The sequence below is a fragment of the Pseudomonas sp. NFACC04-2 genome, assembly GCF_900119265.1.
GTDB classification, from domain to species: domain Bacteria; phylum Pseudomonadota; class Gammaproteobacteria; order Pseudomonadales; family Pseudomonadaceae; genus Aquipseudomonas; species Aquipseudomonas fluorescens_AA.
The window spans coordinates 24,794-38,102 of the sequence record NZ_FPJC01000012.1 but is presented as its reverse complement, the minus strand read 5'-3'; the positions used below and the strand labels follow the sequence as shown (position 1 = coordinate 38,102).

At 58.5% G+C, this 13,309-nt stretch carries 15 protein-coding genes; 6 read left to right on the top strand and 9 right to left on the bottom strand.

All coding sequences use genetic code 11. From position 1 onward, the window contains the following. Positions 1-79: 79 nt before the first annotated feature. The 3 genes from BT125_RS16995 to BT125_RS16985 form a co-directional block, all read right to left on the bottom strand. A complete protein-coding gene (locus BT125_RS16995) occupies positions 80-1,102 on the bottom strand; it encodes a transporter (protein WP_072408633.1) in 1,023 nt (340 codons plus the stop codon). 191 nt (positions 1,103-1,293) lie between these two features. After that, a complete protein-coding gene (locus BT125_RS16990; RefSeq protein WP_072408632.1) occupies positions 1,294-1,599 on the bottom strand; it encodes a PepSY domain-containing protein in 306 nt (101 codons plus the stop codon). Between the two features lie 149 nt (positions 1,600-1,748). Beyond that, positions 1,749-2,876 (bottom strand): glycerophosphodiester phosphodiesterase, encoded by a 1,128-nt coding sequence (locus tag BT125_RS16985; RefSeq protein WP_072408631.1) that lies wholly within the window; start codon positions 2,874-2,876, stop codon positions 1,749-1,751. Positions 2,877-3,265: 389 nt separating this feature from the next. On the opposite strand from BT125_RS16985, the gene BT125_RS16980 reads away from it, so the two are divergent. Continuing rightward, positions 3,266-4,855: an amidase family protein gene (locus tag BT125_RS16980; RefSeq protein ID WP_072408861.1), complete on the top strand. Its 1,590-nt coding sequence runs from the start codon at positions 3,266-3,268 to the stop codon at positions 4,853-4,855. A gap of 220 nt (positions 4,856-5,075) precedes the next feature. After that, entirely contained in the window at positions 5,076-5,402 is a 327-nt protein-coding gene (locus BT125_RS16975; protein ID WP_072408630.1) for a DUF2025 family protein, read from the top strand. Positions 5,403-5,596: 194 nt separating this feature from the next. Here the strand turns inward: BT125_RS16975 and BT125_RS16970 are convergent, their stop codons facing one another. Together BT125_RS16970 and BT125_RS16965 are read right to left on the bottom strand one after the other, a co-directional pair. Next, a complete protein-coding gene (locus BT125_RS16970; protein WP_072408629.1) occupies positions 5,597-5,911 on the bottom strand; it encodes an antibiotic biosynthesis monooxygenase family protein in 315 nt (104 codons plus the stop codon). Further along, positions 5,908-6,618: a CTP synthase C-terminal region-related (seleno)protein gene (locus BT125_RS16965; RefSeq protein ID WP_072408628.1), complete on the bottom strand. Its 711-nt coding sequence runs from the start codon at positions 6,616-6,618 to the stop codon at positions 5,908-5,910. The genes BT125_RS16970 and BT125_RS16965 overlap by 4 nt, the downstream gene beginning before the upstream one ends. A 14-nt stretch (positions 6,619-6,632) precedes the next feature. Between BT125_RS16965 and BT125_RS16960 the strand changes: the two genes are divergently transcribed. Continuing rightward, a complete protein-coding gene (locus tag BT125_RS16960; protein ID WP_072408626.1) occupies positions 6,633-7,580 on the top strand; it encodes a LysR family transcriptional regulator in 948 nt (315 codons plus the stop codon). Between the two features lie 92 nt (positions 7,581-7,672). Then, positions 7,673-8,206 (top strand): DUF1003 domain-containing protein, encoded by a 534-nt coding sequence (locus BT125_RS16955; RefSeq protein WP_072408624.1) that lies wholly within the window; start codon positions 7,673-7,675, stop codon positions 8,204-8,206. A gap of 28 nt (positions 8,207-8,234) precedes the next feature. Here BT125_RS16955 and BT125_RS16950 read toward each other — a convergent pair whose 3' ends face one another. Beyond that, the gene (locus BT125_RS16950) at positions 8,235-8,843 is read right to left on the bottom strand and encodes a TetR/AcrR family transcriptional regulator (protein ID WP_072408621.1); all 609 of its coding nucleotides are present in this window, start codon (positions 8,841-8,843) and stop codon (positions 8,235-8,237) included. A gap of 189 nt (positions 8,844-9,032) precedes the next feature. Between BT125_RS16950 and BT125_RS16945 the strand changes: the two genes are divergently transcribed. After that, positions 9,033-10,091 carry an MBL fold metallo-hydrolase gene (locus BT125_RS16945; protein WP_072408619.1) on the top strand — a complete coding sequence of 353 codons (1,059 nt, stop codon included), beginning with the start codon at positions 9,033-9,035 and terminating at the stop codon, positions 10,089-10,091. A 17-nt stretch (positions 10,092-10,108) separates the two neighbouring features. Here BT125_RS16945 and BT125_RS16940 read toward each other — a convergent pair whose 3' ends face one another. Both BT125_RS16940 and BT125_RS16935 read right to left on the bottom strand, forming a co-directional pair. Next, complete coding sequence (locus tag BT125_RS16940) at positions 10,109-10,426, bottom strand: helix-turn-helix domain-containing protein (protein ID WP_003204826.1); 318 nt, start codon at positions 10,424-10,426, stop codon at positions 10,109-10,111. Positions 10,427-10,508: 82 nt separating this feature from the next. After that, positions 10,509-11,285: an AraC family transcriptional regulator gene (locus tag BT125_RS16935; RefSeq protein ID WP_072408618.1), complete on the bottom strand. Its 777-nt coding sequence runs from the start codon at positions 11,283-11,285 to the stop codon at positions 10,509-10,511. Positions 11,286-11,398: 113 nt separating this feature from the next. On the opposite strand from BT125_RS16935, the gene BT125_RS16930 reads away from it, so the two are divergent. Next, positions 11,399-12,211, top strand: coding sequence for a sulfite exporter TauE/SafE family protein (locus BT125_RS16930; protein WP_072408617.1), 813 nt, complete (start codon positions 11,399-11,401; stop codon positions 12,209-12,211). Positions 12,212-12,216: 5 nt separating this feature from the next. Here BT125_RS16930 and BT125_RS16925 read toward each other — a convergent pair whose 3' ends face one another. After that, on the bottom strand, positions 12,217-13,206 hold the full coding sequence (locus tag BT125_RS16925) for a hypothetical protein (RefSeq protein WP_072408616.1): 990 nt from the start codon (positions 13,204-13,206) through the stop codon (positions 12,217-12,219). Positions 13,207-13,309 lie beyond the last annotated feature (103 nt).

Here is a 13,309-nt window from a genome sequence, read left to right as displayed (position 1 = left end):
AGGATACCCCAGGAGAAATGACAAAAAGACTTTTAAATCCTGATGTGCCGACAAAAGGGGTTGTCTGGACAGGTCATGCTCAATAGTCGCGTCGCTTGCGAAACGCCCATCGGCCTGCAATCACGGTAAAGGTCGCTACCAGCGCCACCAGGATCCAGAAGCCCTCGGGATCACCGGCCAGCGGCACGCCGCCGACGTTCATGCCGAAGAAACCGGCAATGATGTTGATGGGCAGCGCCAAAACCGTGACCACTGTCAGGGTGAACAGCGTACGGTTGCTTTGTTCGTTGAGGTTGGCAGCGATCTCTTCCTGCAGCAGCTTGATCCGCTCGCCCAGGGCGGTGAGGTCGTTGATGATCAGGGCAAACTCCTCGGTGGACTTGCGCAGCTCCTTGACGTCCTCCTTCTGCAACCATTGCGGTGGACGGTTGAGCAAGCGCAGCAACGAGCCTGGCTCCAGGGCCAGCAGGCGTTGCAGACGCACCAGCACGCGACGTTGGGCGCCCAATTCGGAGCGGTTGGTAGACAGTCGCGAAGAGAGCAATTGGTCTTCGATCTGGTCGACGCTGAGGCTGGTCTTGCGCACGATCTGGGTCAGCACTTCGCCTTGGTCGCGCAGCAGATGCACGAGCAGTTCCAGTGGTGAGCGAAAGCATTCGCCGGCCTTGACCGATGAGCGCAGCTTGTCGACCGAATGCAAAGGTTGCAGGCGCGCGCTGATGATCAACCGACTGTGCACGCAGACCCACAACGTGGAGACATCCGAGGACACCAGGTTGCTGAGGTTGAACACCACGTCGTTGACCACGGCCAGCAATGCCGAGTCCACATGTTCGATACGGGTCGAGCGTGAACCTTCGTGCAGGGCTTCGAAGAATTCCTCGGGCAGGGCCAGGTGACTCTTCATCCAGCGCTCGCACGCTGCGTGAGCCAGGTTCAGGTGCAGCCAGAGAAACTCATCCGGGTCTTGCGGTTGTTGCAGGCTTCGCAGGGCCTGGGCCGAATCGATCTCCCGGCCACGTTCGCCGGGGCGGAAACGAAAGCCGTAGAGCAGGCCGAACAGGTCCGGGTCGCGGTGGCTTTGATCGATGCTGTGGTTCATGAAGTCTCGCTGGCGGGAAGTGCCTGTTACGACTACAGGTTCACTTGAGTGACATCATCGCAAGCTTTCTTGATGGTTTTGTGACAGGTGGGTAGCGGTGTTGGACCTGTGGAATTCGGTAGCGGGTTTTCACATACGCCAAACAAAAAGCCGCGCAACTCGAAAGTTGCGCGGCTCTTTTTTACGTTGGATCAAGTGTCTTGCTTGTTGCTCAGGACTTTGCCGGTTGTAGCGTCGAAGTCAACGTCAAACTCTTTGCCATCGGCGGTTTTCAGTTCCACTTCATACTCATAACCGTTGAAGTGGTTATCCAAGTCGGTGTCGGTGATGGTGGCACCTGGGTGCAACTTCAGGGCTTCTTCGTTCATCGATTCCAGGGATTTGATCTTGCCTTCCTTGACCAGTTGCGGAACCTGGTCGATTCGAACGTCAGCCTGGGCCAGGCCAGCGGTGAGGGTCAGGGCGGCAGCGGTGAACAGGGCAGTCAAAGTTTTCATATGTCTTTCCTTGGTGTCATTAAAGGGTGAGTCGTTTAAGTGGGTTCAGATTATCTCTGGCAACTTAATTCACCCTTAATTCGGAAAAATTTGTAAAAACAGGATAAAGCCCATGGGACTAACGCCGCTGATCCATGGGCGTGTTCGGATCAGTAACCGTTCTTCTCCAGCAACTGCGCCACGCTGCCTGTATCGGGACGCTTGAAGTACTTGAGCAACTCACTGGCCCGATTGGTGAAAATGCCATCGACGCCAGCATCCATCACTTTCTTGAAGTCCACCGGCTCATCCACGGTGTAGACATGCACCAGCAAACCCTGGGCATGGGTGTACTGGTTCATCCACGGCTGCACCAAGTCCGAGTAACTCTGGCTGCCGCCATGGGTCAACGCCGCCGAAGGACCGGTGCCGATGGCCCCGTGAGCCTTGGCATACCGGACCCACTGCTCGAACTCGGCCTTGTCCTTGGGTTCCTGCTTGGCGTAATAGACGGCCTTGTCCGTTTCGCCGGACTCGGCAAAGGTCACCTTGGACTTGGGTTCGATGTTGCCTTCGCCCACCCACAGCAGCAGGATCTTCGGCACCTTCGGCATCTCTTTGTGCAGCAGTTCGAGACTGCTTTTTTCAAAGGTCTGCAAGACCACTTTGCCCTTGCCCTGGCCGACCCCTATGGCGCTTTTTGCGAGCTTGGAGCCGGAGGGGCTCAACCAGCCACGGTCCTGCAACTTGTCCTTGAGGTCACGTTCGATGCCGGGAAACAACTTCGGCTCCTTGGTTTCGATATACAACCCCGGTTTGTGCTGTGGGTTGCCCTCGGCAATGTCGATCACTTCATCGAGGGTGAGGATTTTCAGGCCGGCGAACGAAGGGCGGGCGCGATCCGGGTAGGCGGTGTTGAACCAACTGCCGGCATCGAGGGTTTTGAGTTCCGCCATGGTGAACGCGTTGGCGGTGCTGTCCTTGCGTTCTGGAAACTTGGTGGCGACATCCGTGGTGCGCAGCAGGCTGTCATCATGCAGGACGAACAATACCCCGTCCTTGCTGCGTTGCAGGTCCAGTTCCAGGTAGTCGGCGCCCAGGTCGCGGGCCAGCTTGTAGGCGGCGGCGGTGGATTCCGGCGCGTCGAACGAGGCACCGCGATGGGCGATGACCGCTGGATGAGGAATGCCCAGCTGGGTTGCCAAGGCCTTTGGGCTTGGCGCGTCGTTGGCATGTGCCGGGCCGAAACCGAGCAGCAGGCTCAACAGTAAGGCGCGATGGGTGAAGGTGACAGGCATGCTCGAGATCCTTTCGTGATTTCAAAGGCTTCTCTTTTAACAATTGATCGCGTTCGGCGCTATCGCCAAACCGACCTAAACCTGCGCAAGGCAATTTTTTCCTCGCCTGGGGCTGCTATGCAGACCATCTGGCTCAGCGATTTCGTGTATTAAAAAGGGTGTGGTCCGGTGTCGATCATTCTGAATATTTACAAGAAAATTCTTGTCTCTTCGTCGATTCACTCGCTGAAACTGCGTGTGCCGCGTAGTTCCCTGGTTTGTCTGGCTTGGCTAAAAAAATCGAGCAATATCGCCTAACGGTTCTAGCAGTGCTTCTGTTTTTTTCGACTCTTACTATGCGCGGCAGAGCGAAACAGCTTGCTTGTATTCTCCATGCCATAGGGATCGACATGAATAATAAAAGAACGTTATGGATAGCTAAGCTCGGGTTTTTATCGTGCATTGCAATTACTGTCCAAGCCCAGACAAAAACAACTGAAGATGTCACGCAGGCCTACGAGTATTTGAGTGTCACGGAACTCAATCAGAGATTGACTGCCAACCGGCTGACTTCGGTGGAGCTGGTGAACTATTTGAATAACCGGATCCAGGCTTTGGATAAGGAGGGTCCTCACCTCAAGGCTGTTCTCGAACTGAATCCTCAGGCCCTGGCAGATGCAGCGTTACGTGACCGTGAGCGTGCAAACGGTAACGTTCGAGGTCCGCTGCACGGTATACCGGTATTGATCAAGGACAATATCGACACTGCGGACCTGATGCAGACTTCTGCCGGCTCACTGGCGATGGTAGGGATGTCGGCCGCGCAGGACGCATTCGTCATCAAGCAACTACGTGACGCCGGCGCCATTATCCTGGGCAAAACCAACATGAGCGAATGGGCAGGAATGAGGGACTCGAGCGTGCCACGGGGGTGGAGCGGCCGAGGTGGCCAAGGGCTCAACCCCCATGTGTTAAGCGCAGGTACCTGTGGCTCCAGCTCCGGCTCGGCAGCTGGTGTGGCTGCGGGTTTTGCTCCCCTTTCGGTGGGCACCGAGACCAATGGCTCGATCATCTGCCCTTCCGCTATCAATGGGGTGGTAGGCTTCAAACCCAGCCTTGGGCTGGTGAGTCGCTCGGGTATCGTTCCAATTACGCGGCGGCAGGACACCCCGGGGCCGCTGGCCCGTACGGTTTACGATGTCGCTTTGCTCTTGAACCACTTGGCCGACGCTGATCCAACCGATCCACTTACCGGCAATGCACCGCAAGGCATCGACTACACCAGTGCTTTATCTACCGAGGCGTTGCAAGGAAAACGTATCGGCGTGGTCCTGGATGAAGGTGAGGAACGCCGCGATATTCCTGCGCTATTACCCGCCATGAAGACCATGAAGCGTTCGCAATGTGATTTGGGTCACGGGATGGTGCACGACCTCAGCCCTCACTATTGCGCAGCGGTAAAAACTCTTCAGGACAATGGAGCGACCCTTGTTCCAGTGACTTTGAACATGCCAGGCCTGGGCAACTACGTTCGGGTATTGCTGGCGGGGATGAAGCTCGAACTGCCGGCTTACTTGAATACGCGTAGCGGTTTACCCGTTGCGTCTCTTGAGCAATTGATTGAGTTCAACGAGCAAAATCCGGTGGAAGAAAACTATGGCCAGCAGATGCTTGAGCTAATCAATGCGCAAACGTTAAGTGAGGCAGAAGTGGATGCTCTATGGTTGCCGATACAGACCAGCTTCAAAAGCATGATCGACACCCAATTGCGCAATCATACGCTGGATGCCATGGTGGCCGATTACGACAATGTATCCCAGCCAAGTGCGGCAATCGCAGGCTACCCTATCATCACCGTACCCTCCGGTGTGGAGCTGGACGGTGAGCCAACGTCGATATCGTTTATCGGTACCCTGTGGGAAGACGCCAGGTTGTTGGGTTTTGCCTATGCCTATGAGCAAGCGTCATTGAAACTGGTTCATCCAACATTCAGACCGTGACGAGGTACTGATTCGATGAGCCGGAAAGTGCCCGGCTCATCAAGCTCATTTAATCCAGGAGGCGACGAATACCTCTGTTGCGGTGCTTTTTCAGCCCGGTCTACGGTAATCTCGACCGCATCAGTTTCCCCGCAGAGGGAAACCTTAACTCCAGCATTCGCTTGCCCTGCGTGTAAACCATCGATCAGACGTCCCGAGGGACGCATCCATGAGGTTTACCATGCGCACCACTTCGACATTCATCTGCCAGGCCGCCGACCAGCTCAAGGGTTTTGTCGGCCTGAACCGCAAGACCGGCCAGTACATCGTACGCTTCAGCGAAGACGCCTTCGGCATGGACGTGGCCGACGACGGCATCATTCCCACCAGCGAATTTGTCTGGGCTCCCGCAGCAGATGGCACCATGGCCCTCAAGCGTGAGCGGATCCAGCTGTTGCTGGACCAGAACATCGACGATCGCATCAACCTCACCGAACCGTTACGGGTGTACATGGCCCGTAGCGATCTACCGGAAATCGTGGCGGTGCGGCAGTTGGTGGAAGGCTGAGGCCAGGATCTAGAAACACTGTGGGAGCAGACTCAGCTCCCACAGGGGATTTGTGGTGAAGGTAGATCTGTGAACACCCGAGATTCAGTGTGGGAGCGGGCTTGCTGGCGAAAGCGGCGGATCAGCTTGCAGCGATGTTGAATGTGCCGACGTCTTCGCGAGCAAGCCCGCTCCCACAGGTTTGTATCCTGGCATCAGGTTTGACGTTGGAAGGCATAGTCCCGTTCGACCTTGCACACCCTCGTATGACAATGGGTATACCAGGTAGAACGGCCTCGCTCACGGATCGCGCGGTGTTCGGGATGCTGCTTCCAGGCCAGGATCGCGGCTTCATCGCTCCAATACGACACAGTAATCCCCAAACCATCGTCGCCACGGGCCGATTCGACACCTAAAAATCCGGGCTGCTCCCGGACAAGGGCCAGCATGCGCTCGGCGGCTTCAGCGTAGCCTTGGTCCCCCTCGGTACGCAGGGAGGTGAAAATCACTGCGTAAGAGTGGGCGCTCATGTCATTTTCCTCGCGCAGGCTTCGACAAATGCGCGGACCAGCGGCGGTACCCGGCCCTCCAGCGCAGCTCGTTCAGGCTGGAACAGCGTGGCGACAAAGAACGGATGGTCCTGCAGCTCCACCGCTCGCAGGTCGCCGGCCGAATCCCGGGCGACGGCGTGCAGGCGCTGGCTCAGCAAGTCTTTTTCAAAAGCCGGATTGACCCCGAAGCGGCAATGGTAGCCCTCGAACGCTGCCTGTCGGCCATAGGCCTCGGCAATCAGCGAGCCCGCCTCGAGCTGAAGGCTGTCGATGGTTTCCACCAAGGCGCAGCTCAGCGGCGTCAACAACGCCCGTTCAGCCTCGGGAGAGGTTTCACCATGGACGGCGTCGACCCAGCCCATCACGTGACGGGCATATTCCAGCACGGCATGCTGAAAACCACCGCAGGTGCCCAGGAAAGGGCGACGCTGTTCGCGGGCAAAACGAATGGCCTGCAAGGCGCCGGCTTCGTTTTGGTAGGGGCTGCCGGGCACGCACCAGACACCGTCGAAACCCTCCAGCACAGCATTGTCGGCAATGAGCGGCGTTGCCAGCCATTGCAGGCGAATGTCATGGCCGGTTTGTGTGCCTGCCATCTCAAGTGCAAGGGGGATCGCCCGGTGGGCGGTGATGTGTGGGTCGTGGTCGCCGACCAGGGCGATGCTTAACGGGTGCTGTTTTTCCATGGGAGGCTCGCCGCTTGTTGATTCCTGGTGGCCACTATAGATTGGCGCTCACGCAATCAATATTGGCGTTTACCCAAGTGATCAATGCAACAACGCACTATCGTCTGGACTATCCCGATCTGTCCCTGATCCTGGCGCTGGTCCGTGGCGGCTCGTTGGCCCGGGCCGCTCGGCTGCTGCAGGTGGACGTGTCCACGGTGTTTCGTTCGGTACGTCGGCTGGAGGCAGCCCTGGGCCAGCCCTTGTTCGAGAAAAGTCGTTCCGGGTATTTGCCCACGAGCCTGGCCCAGGCATTGGCCGAACAAGCCGAGCGCGCCGAGCAGGCTTTGGAGGCGGCGCGGGTGGGGGTGGAGCAGGGCGGTGAGGTCATCAGCGGGACGGTGCGCCTGACGTGCAGCGATTCGGTCCTGCAAGCGTTGTTGCTACCGGCGCTGGCGCGTTTCATGCCTGCCTATCCAGCGTTGAATCTTGAGTTGAGTACCTCGAACGACTTCGCCAATCTCAGCCGCCGCGATGCCGACATTGCGTTGCGACTGACCCGTACGCCGCCGGAGCACTTGGTTGGTCGCAACCTCGGCAATGTGACGTTCCGGGTATGTGCCGGTGCCACGTACCTGCGCTCGGCGAATGTGGATGACCTGGCCGCCATGAGCTGGATCGCGCCGGACGATTTTCTCCCCGATCACCCCACCGTGACCTGGCGTCGTCAGCATTTCCCCGGCGTAGTGCCCGCCTATCGCTGCAACAGCATGCTCTCGGTCACCGAACTGGTGCGGGCTGGTTTGGGGGTGGCGGCGCTGCCAGACTTTCTGATCGACGAAAACCAGGGCCTGATGCCACTCGGTGAGCCATTGCTGGGATATGACACGGCTCTCTGGCTCTTGACCCGTCCGGACTGCCGGGCCTTGCGTTCGGTAGTGACCTTGTTCGATGAGTTGGGGCGCAATCTGCGGTGGCGCTGACTTTTAACGTGCAGGCTGTGCATGACTCAATGGATGATGTCCCCCTACGGTTATAGTGCCTTGAGCACCAGCCCCTGGCAGAGAACATCACGATGACGAAGTCTTCCCCAACCACGCCCTCCGCAGCCGTTGACCACTTGCGTTTTCATCGCCCTCACGCTCATCTGGCGCCGACTTTTGGCAATGACCGCTTTGCGCTGAGGGCGGAGGCGTTCGCGCGTTTTTTCGGGACGCCGATGTTTCTGGGCGCGCAGACTTTGATCGTGCTGCTGTGGGTCAGCCTGAACCTGATGGGGGTCTTTCACTTCGATGCTTACCCGTTCATCTTGCTGAACCTGGCGTTCAGCCTGCAGTCGGCCTATGCCGCCCCGCTGATTTTGCTGGCGCAAACCCGTCAGGCCGCTCGGGACAAGGCTCAGGCGGAAGCCGATGCGCAACATCGCGAAGCCTTGGCCGTCGCCAACAGCGAGCGACAGGCCCAGGCCGCGCAGAACACGACGCAGTTGCTCCAATTGTTGGAGCAGAACACCCGCCTGACGGAAATGACCAAGGCGTTGACCGAGCGTATCGACAGCTTGACTACCGAAATGCACCAGAAGGTTGTACACAAGCCATCGATGCAGTAGCCCACATCCAGCGGGATGCGCCAGCCAATCAGGCCTGGTAACGACTCAGGAACATGTCGAGGGCCGATTCGATCACCCGGGTCTGTTCCTCCTGGGTCAGGCTCGGTTGCCCCATCGAAACCTGCGGCCAGAAGGCGAACGTCTTGAGCAGCCCATGCATTTGCTGGGCGGCAAATGCCGGCTCCACGGGCTTCAACCGACCATCGGCCTGGGCCTGGCGAATCCAGACCGTCAGGCCTTCTTCACGCTGGCCCATGCGCGACACCATGTCCTGGGCCCGCTCCGGGGAGTGAATCGTTGCGGCGATGGCGATGCGCGCCAGGTCGAGGAAATTCTCGTCCGCCAGCAGGTGCAGCTTGGCTTGCAGCAACGTTTGAAGCTGCTCCCGCAACGGCGTTTGCGAGCTGTAGGGCATGTCCTGTTCTGCGGTAATGCTGTTCCATAACCGATTCAGAATTTCGGCAAACAGTTCTTCCTTGCTCGGGAAATGGTTATACACCGTGCGCTTCGATACGCCGGCAGTCGCCGCGATCTTGTCCATGCTGGTGATCTCGAAACCGCTGCTGCGGAATTCAGCGATCGCGGCCTGGAGAATGGCTTCGCGTTTTCGCTCGGTAAGGCGCTGCGGTACGGTCATGGGCATTCGTCGGTTGAGAGGAGAGAACTTACACTCAGCAGTTTACTTGCTCCCAGCATTCATGCAATCTAGAAACTACACCGAGTGGTGTAGTTTCTGTGTCGAACGGCTGAGCGTGCATGCAACGGCCATCCAGCGTCCCACAACGGCGAAGCGCAATTGCGACGACGTCCTTGGAGTTATCGCACCATGACCATCCCCTCTTTTTCGACCGATAGCCCGTCTGCCCAACATTTATCCCGGCACGAACAGGGCAAGTATCGCAATCACGCCTTCACTCCGCGGCAAGGGTTCGGCACGACCCTGCGCATCATTTGGAACATGACCTTCCACAAGCCGCGCGCTACCCGGCCTGCGGGCGCCATCGAGGTTCAACCGCTGACGCGCGCCGCGTTGCTGGCCGCGCCCAATCACAGCGTCTTCCGTCTCGGCCACTCCACCGTGCTGCTCAAGCTGCGAGACAAATTCTGGCTGACCGACCCGGTGTTCTCCGAACGTGCCTCACCCGTGCAATGGGTCGGCCCTAAGCGTTTTCATCAGCCGCCCATCAGCTTGGAAGAGCTGCCGCCGATTGAAGCGGTGATCCTTTCCCATGATCATTACGACCACCTCGATCATCAGGCCATCCTCAAGCTTGCAGCCAAGACTCGTCACTTCCTGGCCCCCCTTGGCGTGGGTGACACCCTGATCAAATGGGGCGTCGACGCCAGCAAGGTGCGTCAGCTGGATTGGTGGCAAGGCACCGAGGTAGACGGCATCGAATTCATCGCCACGCCCTCCCAGCATTTTTCCGGGCGCGGCCTGTTCGACAGCAACAGTACCTTGTGGGCCTCGTGGGTGATGATCGATGGCGCCACGCGGATTTTCTTCAGCGGCGACACCGGCTACTTCGAGGGTTTCAAACGCATCGGCGAACAATACGGCCCCTTCGACCTGACGCTGATGGAAACCGGCGCCTATAACGTCGATTGGCCCCATGTCCACATGCAGCCGGAGCAGACCCTGCAGGCTCATATCGACCTGAAGGGCCGCTGGCTGCTGCCGATCCACAACGGCACGTTCGACCTGGCGATGCATGCCTGGTATGAACCTTTCGATCGCATCCTGGCCCTGGCCTGGGAACGCAACGTGTGCATCACCACTCCGCAAATGGGCGAAGCATTCACCTTGGCGCAGCCGCAACGTGGCCGCGCCTGGTGGCTGGACGTAGAAACCTCGGCGTACCCGGACCGGGCCGGTATTGCCTAGCACCTGCGCAGTCGGTGTTATTCGATCATCGCGTAATCGGAGCGCCCCATCGGGTCCGGCGTCGCGCCCTTGATGTTCATGCCGCGCCCCGGTGCGAAGCCGGGGAAGAACACCAGGCCCTCGGCCTCCAGGCGAAATGCCAGGGCCAAGCGGGTGACATCGAGCAACTCGCCACCGGCTTCGAAGCGGCGGATGGCTTGGACCGAGACGCCGGATTGCCGGGACAGCTCCTCGACACTCCAGCCCAGCATGGCTCGGGCCTGCGCACTGTGAGCAGGGGTGAATTGATAGACAGCGATGCGTTCCAGGGTGGTTTTGATTGCGAGAGAGGCCATGGGGTGCTCCAAAGCTGTGGGATTCAAAAAATACTGTGTTTTTGTACAGTTGTTTTGAATCCTGATCAATCTCATTTTTTGATCAATGACCGGTGGTCTTCTCCAGCCAGGCGCTCGGAGCGTGACCCAGTACGCGACGGAACATGGTGGAAAACGCAGCGGGGCTTTCGTAGCCCAGATCCAGGGCTATGCGCGTCACCGAATCCCCTTCGGCCAAACGGGCCAACGCCGCCATGACACACGCCTGTTGCCGCCACTGGCTGAAACTCAGTGTGGTCTGCCGGCTGAACAGGCGATTGAACGAGCGCAGGCTGATATGCAATTGCGCCGCCCATTGCACGGGCGAGGCATGGGTGCCGGGGTGTTTCAGGAACGCCTGGCACAGGCCGAGCAGACGTGGGTCTTGGGGCAGTGGAAGGTGCAGCGGCAGATGGGCGCTGCGCAGCAGTTCGTGCAGCAGCAGATCGATCAGCGCGCCATCGCGTCCAGCCTCGTCGTAGTCCGGCGCAAGCTCCACGGCCTCCATCAGCAACTGGCGCATCAAGGGCGACACGCTGATGACCTGGCACCGCGTGCCCATGGCCGTTACCGCCGCCGGTTCGATGTACAGGCTGCGGGTGCTCACGCCCAGCATCAGCACTTCATGGTCGACCCCCGGGGGAATCCAGACCGCTCGTTGCGGCGGCACCACCCAATTGCCATCTGCCGTGCCGACCTGCATCACCCCGGTGGCACCGTAGAGCAACTGGGCCCGGCGATGATGGTGCAACGGCAGCAAATGCCCGTGGGGGTAATCGGTGCCAATGGCGACGACGGCCCTGGGTGTGGCATCCAATAAATCGATCGAAGTGTTGCGCATCGAAGGGTGACTCGCGATTGGCGTAAACGCGAACATTATTGGCCGGTTTGCTACAGCGGGCCAACCTTCGCTTACCTATCGTGGACGCCTCCCCATTCCACGGACTTCCCTGGATGTTCTACGTATTGCTCGCCTGTTTCGGCTGCTTGAGTGGCGTGACCGCCGTGCTGTTTGGGTTCGGCGGTGGTTTTGTCGTGGTGCCGTTGATCTACCGCCTGCTGATGGCTCGCCACGCAGGTGACGTTATCGGTGAGTCGGCGATGCACATCGCCGTGGCCACTTCCACCTGCGTCATGATCGTCAACGCCTTGGTTGCCACTGGAAAACATCACCGCGCCGGTCAGCTGCTTCCTCATTACTTGTGGCCGTTCGGCGGCTTCATCGCCCTGGGCGCGACCCTCGGCGCAACGGCTGCCACCTGGATAAGCGGCGAGATTATCCGCTACGCCTTCATTGCCTACTTGGGGCTGACCATTGTGGACTGCCTGCTGCGCCGAGGTTTTCTGACACGCGCCAGGGATGCCGACCCACGACCTCTGTCGACGATGGAGACGACGTTGGGTGGTACGGCTGTCGGAATCATTGCCACGTTCCTGGGTGTCGGCGGAAGTGTCATGACCGTGCCGCTGCTGCGCCGATGTGGTTTGAACATGTCCCAGGCTACGTCCATGGCCAATCCGCTGAGCCTGCCTGTCGCTCTGGCTGGCACCGTGACCTACATGGCCTTGGCCGCTTTCACCGGAACAGACTTGGGGCCGTGGTTCGTCGGTTATGTCGACTTGCTGGCCTTCGTTGTACTCACGCTCGGGGCGCTGTTGGGCATCAGCCTGGCAACGCCGTGGATCGGGCGGATATCGGATCGGCTGCATGCGCGGGTGTATGTGGGGTTGTTGATGCTGGTCATGGGGGGGATGTTGCTGGGGTAGGGGGGTTATTGATCCGCCAACCCCGGCGCTTCCCGAATAATGAAGTGGTCCAGGTTCTCGATATTGGCACTGAATACCCCGAACGTCTGGTCGGGGTTTTTCTTGCTCGGCACCTGCTTCAACTCCGGCGTTACGCCGTAAAAGAAGCAATACAACGGCGTGTCACTGTCGATGGCGTGCTTGATTTCTTCCAGGAACGCTTTGCGCTTGCGGTAGTTGTCGATCAGCTTCTTGCTCAGGTAAACATTGACTGAGTAAGGCTTCTTCTTTGCCTCGTCCGCTTGTTTGAACCAGACTTTTGCTTCGAAATCGATGCGAAAGCTCAGCGTGTAATCCTTGATCTCCTTGATCCTGCCCCAGTAAATCAAACCCTTGTTGTCCTGCAGGTAGTCGATTTTCTTGAAGAACGATCCATAGGGCGCCGTGTGCTCGCCAATCTTCAGCGGCATGCGTTTGAGCAGATCCTTGTTATCGAAATTCGAGACGAAACATTCCACCGGGTGGGCAAAGACACTGGTCTTGTCCGGTGTCGAGTCTTGGGCGGAATGAGTGTTATCACCGTGGGACGATACAGAGGGGGGCGTAGGACGAGTCGCTTCAACATCCTTCGGCAGATCGGACGGTTTACGTACGTATTGACGCCTAGTCAGCAACAGCTCCGAGGGAAAATGCTCTTCGCGATCGTCATCCGTTTCCGCCTCGTCACTCTGAGCACCCAACCCCGGCGTTTTCGGACTGACATAAGGGCAGCCCTCGATATGCTGGGTCGTTGGTTGGTTCTTGAAATGTGGCGTGCGAATGTAATTGACGTTCTTGGCATTGAACGTCGTCAGCCGATTCTCCTCATCAAACGCCGCCCGACAGGTATCGTTGGGGCACTGGAACTGTTCTTTCGCGGAATCGAACGCCACCGTCTCGTCGAAATTCAAATCGCGCACGTCATAGATCGACAGCTTGTCGTCGAGGCTGCGGCAGTAGGCGAGGTCGAATTTCATGGGGCTCGGGTCCTTGAGAGGGAGGGCTATTAATAGCGGGAGGCGGGGTGGGTTGCACTGACTGTTTCCAGATCAGTAGCGTTACTACACTGCGAGGCATTGC

Excerpts from the sequence above, each read along its gene's own strand:
- BT125_RS16985 (WP_072408631.1), bottom strand. The coding sequence starts at position 2,876 with ATGCCTGTCACCTTCACCCATCGCGCCTTACTGTTGAGCCTGCTGCTC.
- BT125_RS16925 (WP_072408616.1), bottom strand. The coding sequence starts at position 13,206 with ATGAAATTCGACCTCGCCTACTGCCGCAGCCTCGACGACAAGCTGTCG.
- BT125_RS16935 (WP_072408618.1), bottom strand. The coding sequence starts at position 11,285 with ATGCGCAACACTTCGATCGATTTATTGGATGCCACACCCAGGGCCGTC.
- BT125_RS16955 (WP_072408624.1), top strand. The coding sequence starts at position 7,673 with ATGACGAAGTCTTCCCCAACCACGCCCTCCGCAGCCGTTGACCACTTG.
- BT125_RS16940 (WP_003204826.1), bottom strand. The coding sequence starts at position 10,426 with ATGGCCTCTCTCGCAATCAAAACCACCCTGGAACGCATCGCTGTCTAT.
- BT125_RS16980 (WP_072408861.1), top strand. The coding sequence starts at position 3,266 with ATGAATAATAAAAGAACGTTATGGATAGCTAAGCTCGGGTTTTTATCG.
- BT125_RS16965 (WP_072408628.1), bottom strand. The coding sequence starts at position 6,618 with ATGGAAAAACAGCACCCGTTAAGCATCGCCCTGGTCGGCGACCACGAC.
- BT125_RS16990 (WP_072408632.1), bottom strand. The coding sequence starts at position 1,599 with ATGAAAACTTTGACTGCCCTGTTCACCGCTGCCGCCCTGACCCTCACC.
- BT125_RS16995 (WP_072408633.1), bottom strand. The coding sequence starts at position 1,102 with ATGAACCACAGCATCGATCAAAGCCACCGCGACCCGGACCTGTTCGGC.
- BT125_RS16930 (WP_072408617.1), top strand. The coding sequence starts at position 11,399 with ATGTTCTACGTATTGCTCGCCTGTTTCGGCTGCTTGAGTGGCGTGACC.
- BT125_RS16945 (WP_072408619.1), top strand. The coding sequence starts at position 9,033 with ATGACCATCCCCTCTTTTTCGACCGATAGCCCGTCTGCCCAACATTTA.
- BT125_RS16970 (WP_072408629.1), bottom strand. The coding sequence starts at position 5,911 with ATGAGCGCCCACTCTTACGCAGTGATTTTCACCTCCCTGCGTACCGAG.
- BT125_RS16950 (WP_072408621.1), bottom strand. The coding sequence starts at position 8,843 with ATGACCGTACCGCAGCGCCTTACCGAGCGAAAACGCGAAGCCATTCTC.
- BT125_RS16975 (WP_072408630.1), top strand. The coding sequence starts at position 5,076 with ATGCGCACCACTTCGACATTCATCTGCCAGGCCGCCGACCAGCTCAAG.